Annotated in this window: 12 protein-coding genes and 1 pseudogene; 6 read left to right on the top strand and 7 right to left on the bottom strand. The window is 42.2% G+C overall.

The features are described 5' to 3' along the window. Window positions 1-37 precede the first annotated feature (37 nt). The 4 genes from Q0C29_RS01230 to Q0C29_RS10805 all read right to left on the bottom strand — a co-directional run bounded on the left by Q0C29_RS01230 (window position 38) and on the right by Q0C29_RS10805 (window position 4,353). Window positions 38-3,016, bottom strand: coding sequence for a glycosyl hydrolase (locus Q0C29_RS01230; protein ID WP_291998841.1), 2,979 nt, complete (start codon window positions 3,014-3,016; stop codon window positions 38-40). A 33-nt stretch (window positions 3,017-3,049) separates the two neighbouring features. Next, window positions 3,050-3,628, bottom strand: a complete 579-nt coding sequence (locus Q0C29_RS01225) for a DUF655 domain-containing protein (RefSeq protein WP_291998840.1) — start codon at window positions 3,626-3,628, stop codon at window positions 3,050-3,052. Window positions 3,629-3,631: 3 nt separating this feature from the next. Beyond that, entirely contained in the window at window positions 3,632-3,979 is a 348-nt protein-coding gene (locus Q0C29_RS01220) for an RNA polymerase Rpb4 family protein (RefSeq protein ID WP_291998839.1), read from the bottom strand. A gap of 239 nt (window positions 3,980-4,218) precedes the next feature. After that, window positions 4,219-4,353 carry a PaREP1 family protein gene (locus tag Q0C29_RS10805; protein WP_367173595.1) on the bottom strand — a complete coding sequence of 45 codons (135 nt, stop codon included), beginning with the start codon at window positions 4,351-4,353 and terminating at the stop codon, window positions 4,219-4,221. A gap of 321 nt (window positions 4,354-4,674) precedes the next feature. On the opposite strand from Q0C29_RS10805, the gene Q0C29_RS01210 reads away from it, so the two are divergent. Beyond that, a complete protein-coding gene (locus tag Q0C29_RS01210; protein ID WP_291998838.1) occupies window positions 4,675-6,396 on the top strand; it encodes an AAA family ATPase in 1,722 nt (573 codons plus the stop codon). Further along, on the top strand, window positions 6,386-7,690 hold the full coding sequence (locus tag Q0C29_RS01205; RefSeq protein WP_291998837.1) for a hypothetical protein: 1,305 nt from the start codon (window positions 6,386-6,388) through the stop codon (window positions 7,688-7,690). Before Q0C29_RS01210 ends, Q0C29_RS01205 begins: the two co-directional genes overlap by 11 nt. On the opposite strand, the gene dph5 is transcribed toward Q0C29_RS01205, so the two are convergent. Beyond that, the gene (dph5, locus tag Q0C29_RS01200; protein WP_291998836.1) at window positions 7,656-8,501 is read right to left on the bottom strand and encodes a diphthine synthase; all 846 of its coding nucleotides are present in this window, start codon (window positions 8,499-8,501) and stop codon (window positions 7,656-7,658) included. The genes Q0C29_RS01205 and dph5 overlap by 35 nt on opposite strands. Before the next feature lie 276 nt (window positions 8,502-8,777). Between dph5 and Q0C29_RS01195 the strand changes: the two genes are divergently transcribed. From Q0C29_RS01195 to Q0C29_RS01180, 4 genes are all read left to right on the top strand, one after another. Beyond that, window positions 8,778-9,194 carry a HEPN domain-containing protein gene (locus tag Q0C29_RS01195; RefSeq protein ID WP_291998835.1) on the top strand — a complete coding sequence of 139 codons (417 nt, stop codon included), beginning with the start codon at window positions 8,778-8,780 and terminating at the stop codon, window positions 9,192-9,194. Then, window positions 9,161-9,538: a nucleotidyltransferase domain-containing protein gene (locus Q0C29_RS01190; protein ID WP_291998834.1), complete on the top strand. Its 378-nt coding sequence runs from the start codon at window positions 9,161-9,163 to the stop codon at window positions 9,536-9,538. Before Q0C29_RS01195 ends, Q0C29_RS01190 begins: the two co-directional genes overlap by 34 nt. Window positions 9,539-9,575: 37 nt before the next feature. Further along, window positions 9,576-10,469, top strand: a complete 894-nt coding sequence (locus Q0C29_RS01185; protein ID WP_291998833.1) for a dihydrodipicolinate synthase family protein — start codon at window positions 9,576-9,578, stop codon at window positions 10,467-10,469. Window positions 10,470-10,832: 363 nt separating this feature from the next. Next, entirely contained in the window at window positions 10,833-12,101 is a 1,269-nt protein-coding gene (locus Q0C29_RS01180; protein WP_291998832.1) for an MBL fold metallo-hydrolase, read from the top strand. A 100-nt stretch (window positions 12,102-12,201) separates the two neighbouring features. Here the strand turns inward: Q0C29_RS01180 and Q0C29_RS01175 are convergent, their stop codons facing one another. Together Q0C29_RS01175 and Q0C29_RS01170 are read right to left on the bottom strand one after the other, a co-directional pair. Beyond that, on the bottom strand, window positions 12,202-14,601 hold the full coding sequence (locus Q0C29_RS01175; protein WP_291998831.1) for an ABC transporter substrate-binding protein: 2,400 nt from the start codon (window positions 14,599-14,601) through the stop codon (window positions 12,202-12,204). A gap of 53 nt (window positions 14,602-14,654) precedes the next feature. Then, window positions 14,655-15,040: pseudogene (locus Q0C29_RS01170) on the bottom strand (ABC transporter permease subunit); the annotation flags it as partial.

The following is a 15,040-nucleotide window of genomic DNA, read 5'->3' as shown; positions in this document are numbered from 1 at the left end:
TAACCTAATGTGGAACTAATCTTCACTACTTAATGAATTACGCTATGCGGTAGAGCGTTAACCTGGCATCCTCCAGACCGAAGGGCCTTAGTACATATTCGTCAGTCCATGATTCATTAACAATATAGAATGTTTCAGGCCCAACGCAACTTAAGTCACCCTTTCTGTGAAGTGGCCCAAGTGTGTTACCTAGTGTTCCAATTAGGGTCACCTTGATTTCATTATCCCCATATCTAACATGCTTAGTTATATCCACGCTGCTATTCCTTTGAATCACCCTAGCAACTTCAACACCATTCACGTATACTATAGCTAATGCCGCATTAAAACTGAGGATTAACTCAACTTTATCAAATCCCCCACTAGCATTCACTATTCTTACTGATCTCGTTAATTCAACCGCACCACTATAGAATGGGTAACCCTGTTTCGTTAAGTCACCTAAGCTAGTTACCGGCTGCTCCCTGTGAATTATTGATTGACCCTTCGGCTTAGCCTCCACTGCGAATTCACCGAGTAAGTATAGTGGCTCTAGGTCAGGTTCTAGTCCAATAATCCCCTCTACTTCAATGATGTTAATCCCATCCTTAATTAAGTCTGTTACATCATATGTTTTGAAGTTCCAGTCAAGCCAAGTCCCAGTGGGTTTACTTAAGTTTAATTCATGACCATTGATTGTGATCCTCCTTAAATTATCACTCTCAACAACTAGGCTTAACTTACCCTGAGGCTTCTCAGCAGCATTAACCTCAAACCTAATTGTGTAGGCTGAGCCAACGCCTAGGCTGAGTATGGTGTCCTTAACCTTAGGCATGGGCATTGGTTCACTCCAGTTACTCCCAACCTTAACTCTTGCATAATCCAAGACGAGGATATTGGGGTTAAGCCTACGCGTAACCCAGTCGCTGCTTAACTTAACTTCACCAACCTTAACGTAGTTAACGCTCCTTTCAATTAATGGCTCACCAGGCTTAAGCACAAGTAGCCTTGAACCAACGGGATTAAGGGTAACTTTAACCAATGTCCACCCATTCCTTAATGAAGCAGGGTAGTTACTGATACTGCCCGTTAAGGGATCCCAGTCCTCGACCTTGAATGAACCCTTAAAACTAACCTCAACTTCATGATCCTTAACCCTACTTGTATTAGCAATGAAGACTATAAGTGAACCACCAACACTCCTAACATGAGTTAATACTTCACCATCTTTATCGCTTGGGCTATTAACTATAATGCTCCTTTCAACGCTTTTTAGGATTTCACTAAGCTTACCTACGTTGTCAACAATCTTAACCTTACTGAGGAAATCATTAATGGTAGGTGACTCAACACCATCAATCATTGTTGGAATAGGTTTAATAGCCACCACTAACCCACCATTATCAATAAACCTCTTGAGTACATTAATGGTACTGGCAGCTATAGTGTAGCTGGGTGGTATCACCACTACCCTATACCTTGCCCTACCTATGGTTAATTCACCCCCACTTACGTTACCGTACTTAGCCATTATTGTTTCATCACCAAGTTCAAAGTCCACGTGCATTCTAGCTAACCCCCTGAGAACCTCCATGAATTTTTCATTAACTGTAACCGCCTCAGACTCATTAACTGGACTATAGGTTGCCCAAACACTACCCATTGGATGCAGGACTAACACATCCACTAACCTAACCCCCTGTGAAAGCACATAGCTAAGCCTAGCGAAGTAATCCTCAATAACCTTATTATATGGCCACCATGGTTGACTCCAGTGTATCGTTAACCCATAGTCAGCCTTCCTCCTACCCCTCAGTGAGTAGGGTACTAGGTGATGGTTCAGTAAGTTAATGCCTAGGGCGTATAGGAAGTCCCCAATCCACTTCCTATCCTCGAAGGTTGGGTGATGACCGGTGGCACCATAGGTCTCACTTAAAACCCTCTCCTTACCTAATTGATTGGCTACACTGGCAACCTGTTTAGCTGTGAGGAACATTTCCCAAGTCCTTAAGCATAAGTGGTCCATACCTGGGACATGCATGTACTCGTAATGGGGCATAACAGCCCCAACAACCAGTTGGGAGAGGAGTGTATCCTCCATTAGGTAATGCCCAGTGAACCTGAGGCCATTGGCGTTACACCAGTCATAGATTCTCTTACTGAAGCTCTCAATGAAGAGCATTGTTAGGGTCCTCCAGTAATCATACCTGGTCTTAGTGTATGAACCAATGTTGAAGAATAATTCAGGTAATTTATCAACTATGTCGTAACCGTTAATCCTCCTGAAGTACTCAGGGAAATTGTCAGTCCAAGGTAACGCATATTGAGGGAAGGGGGCACCCCTCAATAGTGTTAATCGACCCCTCCAAGGTGGTCTTGATGAAGTTAAGTTAGGTTCATCAGTGAATATGCCGGGAACAACCTTACCCACGTATTCCTTAAGGGCTTCCACATGAGGCTTATAGGCTATTTCAATGAACTTATCCACGGTACTTGGATTAAGTAAGTCAACGTAACTGAAGCCACTGTACCATGGATCCCCTGGGGAGGCGACATGCCTAATGAAGCTTAAGTAGAGGTAGCCGTCCTCAGCCTTACCTTCATTAATCCTCCAGCATTCCCTTGGAATTAAACCATTCCCTGGGGCACACTTGAATACAGCCATTACGTCACTCCCCTTAAATGGCGTGGCGTTGATCACCATGACTATTGATTTAGCCCTATGCTCAGGCCCTAGGGCTGGTACATGACCACTAGCGAAGCCTGAGGGCCACCTATCCTCATCGTAAAGCCAAATGAAGCAGCCTTCCCTTGAAGCAGCCTCAACGGTTGCCTTAAGGGCATTAAACCACTCATCACTTAGGAATGGGGTTAGTAGACCCTCCCTGGCATGGAAGAACCCACCCCCAAATCCACCATTAATGAGGAGTCTCAATTGCCTAACTAATTCATCACTGTTCAACTTATCGTTTATTGACCAAAAGGGTACACCCCTAAACCAGGTTGGTGGATTCTTGAAATCGGACTCACTAAGCATGAGCTTTACTACGGGTGCTTAGCTTTAAAGTATCTATGGTGGGGGTGGGGCTGTGAATACGTAGTATTGCTCATTACCCTGAATCTCCCTTATAATCCTCTCAACAATAAGTCTTTGCACATTAATCCCTATCCTATTCTTGAAGTCTTCAAAACTCTCAAAGGGCTTCTTAACCCTCTCCTCAAGTACTTGGTTAAGGGTCTTTTTACCAATACCCTTAAGTAGCTCAAGGCTGTGCAGCTTAAGGGTTAATGGCCCAGCCTTATTAACCCAGTCGATGAAGAACTTCTCCCTAGCCTTAACAATCTTCTCCACCACAGCCTCAAGCTCCTGCTTAGCCTGGGGTGTTAATTCATCGTACTTAAGTCTCCTAACAATCTTATTCACCTTATCCCTAACACCATTACCAATGTAAACCCTCTCCCCAACCTCCACTGTGGCCTCATGCTTAAGCGTAACCTCAAGGAGAGTGAAGTACTCCTCCCCAATAACCTGAAGGTAAGTATCCCTCCTTGGAAAACCCCTCCTAATTATCTCAGCCTCCTTCATTAAAGCCTCCTCAGGGGGTATTATGTCTAGGACATAGGCGTAGTCCTCCTTCCTAACCACCATTAATCACCCTGACTTAACCCTGTAGGAGTTAAGGAGATCCACGATTTCCTTAAGATCATCCTCCTTAAAGGGTCTCTTCTCAACACTTATTATTGACTGAAGCTCCTCAGGGGTTGAGGGCATAATGTTGACCACTTGTATTGCAGTAATCCTGGCTAAACCATACTTGCTCGTTAACTCCTTAATAAGAGCCTGAGCGTCTTCAGGCTTAACCTTACTATACCTCCTAAGGTAATCCAGGGTAATGTTTATTATCTGTGACTCTAGGCCGTACTTAGTTACAATATCCTCAAGTAACCTAAGTGCCTCCGGGTTACTCACATCAACGTAATCCTTAACTTTCCTAACCACATGAGTTCACCGGAATAATGTTTATAAAGATTATTACTGAGTAGTATGAGTCATAAAGCATTAAAAACATTCTTAACCTCATTCATTAAAGCCTGCAGAACAAGTATCCTGGCCCTTACATCCTCAATATCAATCCTAACCTCATGGAACCCATTTATGCGTAGGAAGTATGCAGCATCCCAAGCCCTCCACGTGGTATCACCTAATTTGCGCGCAGTCTTATCCAGTAGACTTACGGTTCACCTACCCTTGCTTAATGCTTCCTTAGCCTCATTAAGACCCTTAACTAATGCTAAAGCCTTAATAGCCTCCTCAACAGCCTTATAGAGTTTCCCACCGGCTTGAACAACATAATTCCTATCAGCAAAACTCACACCTTCATTAAGCATGTATAATGCTGATTCGGCATGAGCCCTAGCAGCATCAGAGGGGTCAATATTTAGTTAGGCTAGCTACTAGTAAATCAATAACATAATCCACACCTAATCCTCTTCTTTTAAGCGCATTAATTAGTGAATCAGGTAACTGCACTATTGATTATACGAATTACTACATTATAAACCTTATGATTTGCCCTTAATGCGCATTCAAACCCTAAAATTTCACCAACTTGAGATCTACATTAAGATTATTGGGATTCATTAATGCGTTTCCCTTAACGATATCCTTTAAAGTATTAGGCAAGCATTAATATAGTGTATGGGGATTGGTTAACCTATAGGGAACCCTTCACGGAATTAGCTGATTTAAGGAAATTACTTAATTGGTTAAGAAACCTTAATGAAGACTCCTCCCCCAATATATGCGTTTTCCCAGGTACTGGCGAGCACTGGTTTTGGTCACTTAAGTATTCAATGCAGGGCGAGGAGGGATACACGATATGGGGAGATAGCTTGCAAAGCTCATCAAGGAACATTGATGATATCACTGGGATACCTTTTAAGCAGTTAGTGGATAAGTATAGGAATGGGTTACTTAACTCTAGGTTTGAAATTAAGGACCTGAGTAATGCGCATCCACTAATCGGCCTATTTTACATTAATGGTGTGGGTTATGTGGGTTTTGGCCTAGTTACCGACATTAATTTCGACGTGTATAGGAATTTCAGGTATTGGAAGGAGAGTGAAAATAGACATTGGCTAGTTAGATGGAGAATTAGGGTGATTTGGATTGACGAAGTAATTAGAAGAATCCTACAATACGGTGAATACAATGATGAGGTTAATGGTGAATTAATGAAGATTCATGGTGAATTAAGGCTCGTTAAGCTACTGAAAATGAACAATGTAAATTATGTTCCCCAGACCAACAATTGCTTTAGAGATGAAAATAGTAGGAGGATTTGGGAAGCAATTAAGAGTGTGTTAACTGAGGATGAGGTTAACGCAATGATTAGATTCTATGAGCAGCCACTTAAGGCTACGGTTAAGGCTTCATTACAACCCATCAGCGACGTGAACGATGTGCTAGAGAAGATTAAAGAAAGGATTAAGGGTACTGATGAGGCCATCCTACGTAGGTTCATTGTAGGTGCATTACTAGGTAACGTTATGTTAATTGGCCCACCTGGTATGGGTAAGACAACGCTTGCTGAGTTACTTGCAAGGACTGTGGCCGGTGATGATGGTTACATGATTAAGACCGCCAACGCCCTATGGTTTAGGAGGGACGTAATTGGGGGTGAGACCATTGAAAATGGTACAGTTAAGTGGATTTCAGGCTTCCTAATCAAGGCCTATAATAGGGCTGCTGAGAGGGATAGGTTATTCTTCCTCATAATAGATGAGTTAAATAGGGCTGACGCTGATAAGGCCTTTGGGGAATTCTTCACAATATTCAGGTCACCAAACCCCAGTGACTGGAGAATGATGAATGAATTAGTGAATGAAATTGAGAATTGGGGTAGTAAGCTTGATGACGAATCCAGGAGATTCCTGGAATACTACAGGAAGTATGGTGATGAACCATTACGCAGATTAAGGGTGATAGCAGTAATGAACCTAGTTGACGTCAGAAACCTGTTCCTAGTGGGTAATGCATTAGCCAGGAGGTTTCAGGTTATTGAGATTAAGTGCCCGCAGGATGCCACTGATGTTGAGTCATTGAGTAGTGAACTCAGAGGTGAATTATCCGACGATGAGGTAAGCCAAGTAATCGATTACGTAGCTACTTTAAGGAAAAACTCAAACATAAGTAGGCGTGCCTGCATATCAACTGGGGCGGTGGTTAATGCAATAAATATTATTAAGGAGATGAAGCGCATGGGTGTGTTGAATCCCAACAATCTTATCGTGGAATTCAATGAGGCGTTGAAGTCATCCTTAGGCGTAATAGACCATAAGTTAGTCAGTGCTTTAGATAACGCCTTAGGCAACTACCTCAATAAGGGTAGGGTTGGTGTTTCAAATGATGCGTGAGAGAAGGAGGTTAAGGAATCTAGTTCGCTTAGCAACTAGGTACTACTTATCGTACTCCAATATTGAGGATACGGTTGATGTGATAAAGAACCTAGTCGGCCAAGGTAATGGTGTGGTGGTTGATTATTTAACTAAGGCATATGTTAAGCTAATTATTTCCTTAGCCTCATTAACCATGCTTAACCACTCTATTAACCTAGCCCTCAGGGATAGGTTGATTTACAGGGAGTTTAAGATTGATCAGGGTAATGACCCATTAGGCCCATTAAGCATACCCCATACGATTGCAACGTACCCAATGAACGTTTACTCCTACATAACCTACGTACCTAGTGGGAAGGCGCCGGAGTACATGGTGCTTAGGGGGATTGCAACCATGGTCATTAACAACATTAAATCAACAAGGAGTGAATTGAAGCGTACTATTGAACCAATGACAATGGTCAACCAGGATAATGAACTAGTAGTGGAGCTAAATAGGGGATTAGTTAAGCTTAATAGAATAATGAGACGCGTAAGGCAAAAGGTAGCCCTATTACCTAAAAGTGGTAATAGGATTAATGTGAGTGAGGAGTATGGTAGATTAGTGCAGAATGCACCGAACTGGCTTAAAATAGCCCATGAATCACTACTATTAACCAAGTATCTACATGGTGAAGTATACGTTACCTCCCACCGTAGAGTAAGGGGTAATGATGCACTCATTATGCTCTCCTGGAGACTATACGAAATACTGGTGTATGCCTTAGTTAGGGCTGCATTAAGGAGAATGGGGTATTTTAGAGCATCCCAATCACTATTCCTAAACCCGGAGGTGGGGGATTCAGTAATGCTCATGTTTAATAAACCGCTCAGTGTAGGTATTGTTGAAAGGATTGATGAGTTAATTGGTGAGGATAATGATAGGATGATTAAAAGCATTGTGGGTAAGCCTGACTTATACATGAAGAATAAGCGTAGTGTAGTGATTGAGTGTAAGTTCTCAACAAACCTAAGTTACATTACGGCTGGGCGGTTTAAGGTAATGGCATACATGTATGAGCATAATGCTGATGCTGGTATTTTAGTATTCCCAGGTCTTAGTGAAGGAATGGTTTTTGATGATGAGGATGACGCAACTTTGAGGCTATACGGAATCTTAAGGAGAAGGGGGTATGTTGAGTTGAGGCTTAAGGAGGGGAAGGTAATGTACCTGCTCATGATTGACCCAGGTGAGCGTAAGGATGCTGGGTTAGTTTGGGATATAGGGTTGAGGAGAATTAGTGAAGTCTTGAGGAGAATTGTGGGTTATTGAGAAGTGACTTAACGTGGTTAACATGCCTCTTAAGCAATTCCTCACCGACACCGTAGACTATCTTAAGGAACTCCCACTCCACTGGGTTAAGTAAACCTGGCACCACTATTACACTTGGCGCCTTCAGATTAGGTGGATTAATAAGGGGGCCTACCACTATTACCTGATCCCCCCAACCCACCCTTGACTCAAACACCGCAATTAAGTCGCCTGTAATTACCCCTAGCTTTGTTTCATTCTCAATCCTGAGCATTATATTAACCGCATCATCAATACCCATAAACCCTCCATCATCCTTAATGTCAAGGAGTAGTAGGGTGTGTAGTCCATTGCCTAAATTACTTGAGAGGACTTCATAGGCTCTAGTACTCAGGACGCCCATCCTCTCATAAGTCACAGTGGCAACTGGGCCTAATTTATATGGTGATAGGCCTGCCTGGCTAATGGCTGAACACACTATGCTTACTCCATTAATCACCCTAACCTTAATGCCCATTTGAGCCGCATTGGCTAATAAGGCGGAGTGGGTTGTTGCAAGCATTGGATCACCAATGGTGACCAACGCTGCTGAACCATGTTCCTTAACAGCCCTTATCAAGGCCTCACCACCCTCATCCTCAAGTTCCCTCCTACTCAACATGATCACAGGTTTACCTATTAGGCTTGTTAGGAATTGACCTAAATTAAGCTCAAACATTGACGTATACTCCTCAGCAAACACTGAGCCAGCATTCTTAAGTACATTAATTGCCTCCTGAGTCACCTGACTTGGACTAAGCCCAACACCAATAAGGTAAAGTACCCCACTCATTGGTGTAACTTAGATTAAACACCTATTTATACCATAGGATAGTTAATTTAAGTAGCATCAGCATCCTTTCCGCTTTTCCACCCTAGAGGGTATTTCATCACTCATCATTTAAATTAAGACTCCATGAAATTCACTCTATTCTACCTTACTTGCCCTTAACCAAACTATAACTTTTTATGACTTCTTCTGAAAGGTATTTGATCATAAAACTTAAGAACCAATGAACCACTATGTGAAGGCATATAAGCATACGGCGAGTACTCTTAGTGAGGGTTCATGGATTTAAAGGAGTATGGTAGATGGATTACAATGGCTCAGAGGACGCTGGAGTCTGCTAGGCGTGATGCAGAATTCGGTGACTTCAACTGGGCTTGCTTTAAGGCGCATCAAGCGGCTGAATTCGCCATTAAGGCCATACTATATGGTATAGGCAAACCAACGAGGGGACATTCATTAACTCACCTAATAGCTGAATTGAGCGAGCTCGTAAATATTCCCGAAAACATAATTGACTTATGTAAGTTCCTCGATAAGTTTTACGTGCCCACTAGGTATGTTGATGCTTGGAGTGATGGCATACCTTACGAGTATTTTACGAGAAGCGACGCAGAAACAGCTATTAATGCTGCGAATAACATTATTGTATTCACTGAGGATTTATGGAGAAGATTATTGAGTGGAGGAGGAGGTTAAGGGATAGGGCCATTGAGTTAGCTAAGCTCATTGCAGGTGAGGTTAATGGCACGGTCCTCCTAGTGGGATCATATGCTAGGGGCGATTTCAATGTAGACAGTGACGTAGATGTCTTAGTGGTGGCTGAATTCACCGAGCCCCCGCATAGAAGGCTACTTAACATCAACATGCCACCTAACGTTGAGGTGATAGCGTTGAACATTCATGAAGCCATTAATGCAGTAGGCAAGTGTTACCCAATAGCCCATGATATAGCGCTGGGCGTGGTACTGAAGGATGACTTAGGTATAGCCAGGGAACTCATTGAACATGCTAGGAGGTGCATTAGGCTTAGTAATTCATAACCTAAAGATTAAAATTACCTCATCTTCATTAGAGGATATGGAAAAATTCAGGGGAATTATTCCACCTGTTGTTACTCCCTTTGACGAGGATGGTAATGTTGACTATGATCTTTTTCGTGAGGAGGTTAAGAGAATCATTGACGTTGGTGTTAATGGTATTGCCATTGGCGGTAGCACAGGTGAGGGTCATACTTTAAGTGATGGGGAATTTATGAGACTCATTGAGCTTGCAATCGAAGTTAGGGGTAGGAGAAACTTCCTAGTGATTGCCGGTATTATCACTAATTCAGTGCATCAGGTTGTTGAAAGGGCTTTAGGCATTAAGAATCTTAACGTTGATGCGTTAATGATAACACCACCACACTACTTATTTAATGCTGGTGATGAGGGCAATTACGTATTCTACAAGGAGATTTACGAAAAGACTAAATTACCAATCATTATCTACAATGTGGTTCCCTGGAATGTAGTAAGCGTTAATGTTATTGAGAAATTAGCTAAGGAGGGTGTAATCGTAGGTATTAAGCAGAGTGGTGGGAATATCCACGTATTAGCTGATTTATTAGTTAAGGTAAGGAACGTACCCATACTTACTGCACTCGATGACATGCTTTTCCCATCCTTCATAATGGGCTCAAGCGGTTCAATAGCGGCAATAAATACACTATTGCCGAGAACAAGCGTTAGATTATTCAATGCTGTGGCTAATGCTGACTATGAAACAGCCAGGAGCATACATGAGGAATTATTACCAATAGCTAGATTCGTGATAATGCAGCCGGACATGCCGACGAGGTTAAAATTCGTGATGAATAATGCAGGATGGAGGGTGGGCTATCCGAGGAAACCTCTACTGCCAAAACCACCTCAAGACATAGTAGGCAAGCTGCAGGAAATATCAAGACAAGTACAGGTGCTTGAGCGTGAATAACTAAATGAATGCCGAATAATTTAATTCAATGATTAATTCATCTATTAACTATTTTTAAGTCAGGTAAGCCTATGGAAAGGTTTAAGGATTATGTCAGCTAAAGCCTTTACGGCATTAGTTAACTTACGCTCTAGAGGTAGATGCAACGTGAAACTTGTGAAGATGGATTAGGAAACACTTCATAATTAAGGTAAATAATATCATTCATTGTATTGACCTTGATCTATCCTGTGCTCAATGTGTTTGATAACTCATGATGTATTACTAATTTAATGGCCTGAGTACTATGAGGATTCAACCGTGGAAAGCAGCGAAAGTTTAAAATTATCGGTATTCTGACTTATGTAAGGGTTGGTTTAACCAATGGTTGTTGTTGAGGTTCTCGGAGGCGGTGGTGAGGTTGGTAGGATGGCTATTTTAGTTAAGGGTTCAAGAAACTCAGTACTGCTGGATTATGGGGTTAACTTTGATGATGAAGGTAAGCCAGTATTCCCTCTCCACGTTAGGCCGAGGGATCTTTCAGCTGTAGTGCTTAGCCACGCTCACCTGGATCACTCCGGGGCATTGCCTGGATTATACATTAGCGCAGCACCACCACTCTACGCAACTCCCCTGACCGCTGAGTTGGCTGAGATAATGTTTAAGGATACTGTTAAGTTAAGCGGCTATTACCTACCTTATGAGGATGAGGAGGTTAGGAATACCTTAAGGAAAGTTAACCCAGTTAACTTCAATGATACGATTAACTTAAACGGCGATTCATTAACATTCCTGAACGCAGGCCACGTCCCAGGCAGCATGATGACGCTTCTAAACATTGATGGAACTAGAATACTGTTCACGGGGGACTTTAACTTATCCCCAAGTAACCTACTTAATGGGGCTGACTTAAACTCAGTTCCCAGGGATATTGACCTAGTCGTAATGGAGGCTACATACGCAGGCGGCACGCATCCATCTAGGGAAGTGCTTGAGGAGGAGTTCATTAATGCAGTCAAAACAACGTTAGATGAGGGGGGTTCAGTCCTAATACCAAGCTTCACAATTGGTAGGACGCAGGAATTATTACTTACGTTAATTAAGCATAATGTCACTGATGTACCAATATATGTTGATGGTTTGGCTAGGATAGCTAATAGGATAATAAGCAAGTATCCTCAATTCCTCAGGGACCCTAACCTATACGTTAAGGCATTAACGTACAGTAGTGAGATTATGGGTAATTACTACAGGAGAAATGCACTAAGGGACCAGGCAATAATAATTACACCAGCTGGAATGCTTAAGGGTGGTGCAGCAGTCTACTACCTGAAGAGACTTGGGGGTGATAGGAGAAATGCACTAATACTACCCAGTTACCAAGCCCCAGACTCACCGGGTTATGAACTCTTAACTAGGGGTGTGGCTAAGATTGATAATGAGGAGATTAGGGTTAACGCCAAAGTGTATTGGTTCGACTTCTCAGCGCATAGTGGGCTAGAGGAATTGATTAACTTCATTAATTACTTCAAGGATGAAACAAACATACTAATAGTTCACTCAAGCCCAAGAAATGCACTAAGGCTTAGTGAATACTTAGAGGAGAGGAACATCCACGTAACATTAACAACAGGCGAAGCCATCGAAATATGAATCCACCTATCTCTACAGAATCCAAAGAAATGAGAGGAAATAAATCCTGAGAAGTAAAAAATAAAATTAAGTTTAAACTCTCTCTTTGGAGCTTAGAGTCTCATTTTCTTCTTAATGCTATAATGGCGGCTATTGCTGCTATTACTATGACTATTACTATTATTCCGGCGATTAATGCTGTGCTTACTACTGGTTTTGTGACTGTTACTGTTGATACTGCCGTGGTTGTTGATGTTACTGTGCTTACTGCTGTGCTTGTTGATGTTACTGTGGTGGTGGCTGTAGTCACGGCAGTAGTGGTGGTTGTCGTCGTGGTTGTTGTGGTTGAAGTGGTCGTTGTAGTACTAGTTGATGTAGTTGTAGTACTCGTAGTGGTGCTTGTTGAAGTACTAGTCGTAGTCGAAGTGGTAGTAGTGGTTGTCACTGGGGTGTATGGTATATGGAAGTATGATGCAACACACTGTTGAACAGAAGCATCAGGACTCGGCAAACCAATGAAGGCCGCGAACTGAGGTGTCCTGCTCCAAAGTGAACCATTAGCAATAGCTTGAGCCAAAGGAGGAACAACACCCGGAGGAGCGAAGGAACCAAACAATATTGGTGAAAAGCCGTGTAACCCATCTATTACACTACCACCATTTAGCAGTACTTGCTGTGTTGTTACTGGTAAGCAGTTCAGTATCCAATTGACATCAGCCAGGCCTTGCTTAAACTCCATTACTGCGGATAATGATGCGCCAATAGGCAATACGGGTAAATAATATTCCCACCAAGCGAACAATACTTTAGTCAATAATGTCCACTCTGGCGTACCTGGTCCACTGTACCTAGTACCGTGAAGCGTCCAGTTGAAGGGGCTGAAGTAACCGAATGTACTGTTAACGCATACTACATCTTCATAATTAAATAGGGTTACTGGCGTACAAGTACCGTTAGGCCACTGGAAAGGCCACCAGCCATATGGGCTTGTCCACCAGTTGGGGACCATGTTTATCTGAGGTATAACCCACCAGGGCCACATGTAGAAGTGCCATGTACCATAGTAGCCAGTCATCGGTGCCGCAACAAACATTGATGCAGCAGTCCATTGACCACTCCAGAAGTATGAACCCCAGAAGGTTGCCCCATCAATTGATATTATATGTGTTGGAATACCAAATAGGGTTAATTCATTTGCCACAACGGTGAGTATTGTTATCCAGTCCTGCGCATAATTGGGAACCACTATGTCTAAGGTTAATGGCGTACCATTTGGTAGGTACCACTGATTACCCTTCTTATATAGACCAACTGATTGAAGTAGTTGAGCAGCCTTATTCCAATCTACCGTATAGTTATAAACCACACTTAATACGGATTTTGGATAAGTGTACAATGTGTACGGTGGTGTTGGAACACCATTCCACTGAGGGACATATAATGGGGCCCATGCTAGCACTGCCTCAGTCCTATTAATTACATACGCTAAGGCTTGCCTAACTTGAGTCATGTTCCATGGGTAAATTAACGGATTAATTGATATTCCGAAGTCATTGTAACCTGGCGATAAGAATACGAAGAAGCCGGCTGACTTAAGCGCAGTAATCTGCTGTGGTGATAATGCCATGCCAGCATAGTTTGTTGAACCTGATTCAAGTGATGCTATCGCTTGTGATGATCCACCAACATAGTAGACTACTATGGATGGGTTATAGTAATTCCATGTAGCGTAGGGGAATATTTGACTCCACTCACTCAATAGGTTACTTGGTTCAAGGGATGTCTGAATATACGTAGAGCTTATGTATGTTAAGTACCAGGGTGAAATACCCCAGTAGGGTAACTTCATTCTGGTTAAATTATTTTGAATAAATGTTGCCCTTTGGCTTGAATTCATTGCAAGTAATTCATCAAGGATTGGTTTCCAAACTGGGTAAGGTGTCTCAACTGCATTAGCTTGATTAAGTATATATATCTCCATTGTTGGACCCCATGTAGACATGTTAGTCAACTCTAATGTATAATTATTAATAACTCTAACCTGCCTAAGTAAAACACCAATATCGCTATTGTTCAAGGCTGGCCAATATTGACCTGACGTTAAAACCTCAAGAATAATATTGGCCCAGACATCCCATGCTGTGAAGGGTATTGTGGCCGTTCCATTAAACCAGTAGAGCCCCTTCCTTAAGTATATTATAAAAGTATTATTCTGAGGAATATATGTCCAATTCTCCGCTAAAACTGGGTAGAATTGCCCATTTAAGTCATTATACATGGCTAATGATTCGTATACATCAACGGTTTGACCCCAATACTTATTCATACTGCCTTGGCTGGCTACTGGATTCCAAAGTGGCAGGTTTGGGGAATAGAGTAATGTTGATGGGTTAGCTATTACTATTTGCTGCTGTGATGCTGGTTTAACAATAAGCATGCTCAAACTTACTGCAGCTATTGTTATCACCGCTATTGTGAGTAGCGCCATTGACTTTACTTTACTTGAAAATTGGAGTTCCATAATTAACAGCGCTGATACGTATTAATAAGTTTTATTCGAACAGGTTAGATAACTTATCTTGTGGTGTTTAAATTGCTCCTTTGCGTCATGGCCAATTTAACTTCAATTTCCCTGCGTAACCTTGGATCAAACACGTTACCTAATGCATTAGCGAACATTACGAAACCCATTAATACTATTATGGATACTACCGTTATTATTACTGCTGGTATTGTTCCCGTAGCGGTGAATATTGCTGCTTCCTGGTAGAACGCGTTACCTAGTATTGCTCCCCAGTTTATGTTAGTGTATGGTACTATGCCTAGGAATGCTAGGCCCATTGCGCCATAAAATCCGCCGTTAATGCTCAGCATTATGTTTATAGCTATCCAAGGCATTAGAGCTGGCATTATGTCGTTTGCTATTATTGATAGTGAGTTTAGGCCAAGTAGCCTAGAAG

The sequence above is a fragment of the Caldivirga sp. genome (genome assembly GCF_023256255.1).
Taxonomy (GTDB): Archaea; Thermoproteota; Thermoprotei; order Thermoproteales; family Thermocladiaceae; genus Caldivirga.
Note: the sequence above shows the minus strand (reverse complement) of the source record. Positions and strands in the feature narration are given on the sequence as shown.

Coding starts and splice junctions, on each gene's coding strand:
- Q0C29_RS01175 (WP_291998831.1), bottom strand. CDS start 14,601: ATGGAACTCCAATTTTCAAGTAAAGTAAAGTCAATGGCGCTACTCACA.
- Q0C29_RS01195 (WP_291998835.1), top strand. CDS start 8,778: ATGGATTTAAAGGAGTATGGTAGATGGATTACAATGGCTCAGAGGACG.
- Q0C29_RS01185 (WP_291998833.1), top strand. CDS start 9,576: ATGGAAAAATTCAGGGGAATTATTCCACCTGTTGTTACTCCCTTTGAC.
- Q0C29_RS01225 (WP_291998840.1), bottom strand. CDS start 3,628: ATGGTGGTTAGGAAGGAGGACTACGCCTATGTCCTAGACATAATACCC.
- Q0C29_RS01180 (WP_291998832.1), top strand. CDS start 10,833: ATGGTTGTTGTTGAGGTTCTCGGAGGCGGTGGTGAGGTTGGTAGGATG.
- Q0C29_RS01190 (WP_291998834.1), top strand. CDS start 9,161: ATGGAGAAGATTATTGAGTGGAGGAGGAGGTTAAGGGATAGGGCCATT.
- Q0C29_RS01205 (WP_291998837.1), top strand. CDS start 6,386: ATGATGCGTGAGAGAAGGAGGTTAAGGAATCTAGTTCGCTTAGCAACT.
- dph5 (WP_291998836.1), bottom strand. CDS start 8,501: ATGAGTGGGGTACTTTACCTTATTGGTGTTGGGCTTAGTCCAAGTCAG.
- Q0C29_RS01230 (WP_291998841.1), bottom strand. CDS start 3,016: ATGCTTAGTGAGTCCGATTTCAAGAATCCACCAACCTGGTTTAGGGGT.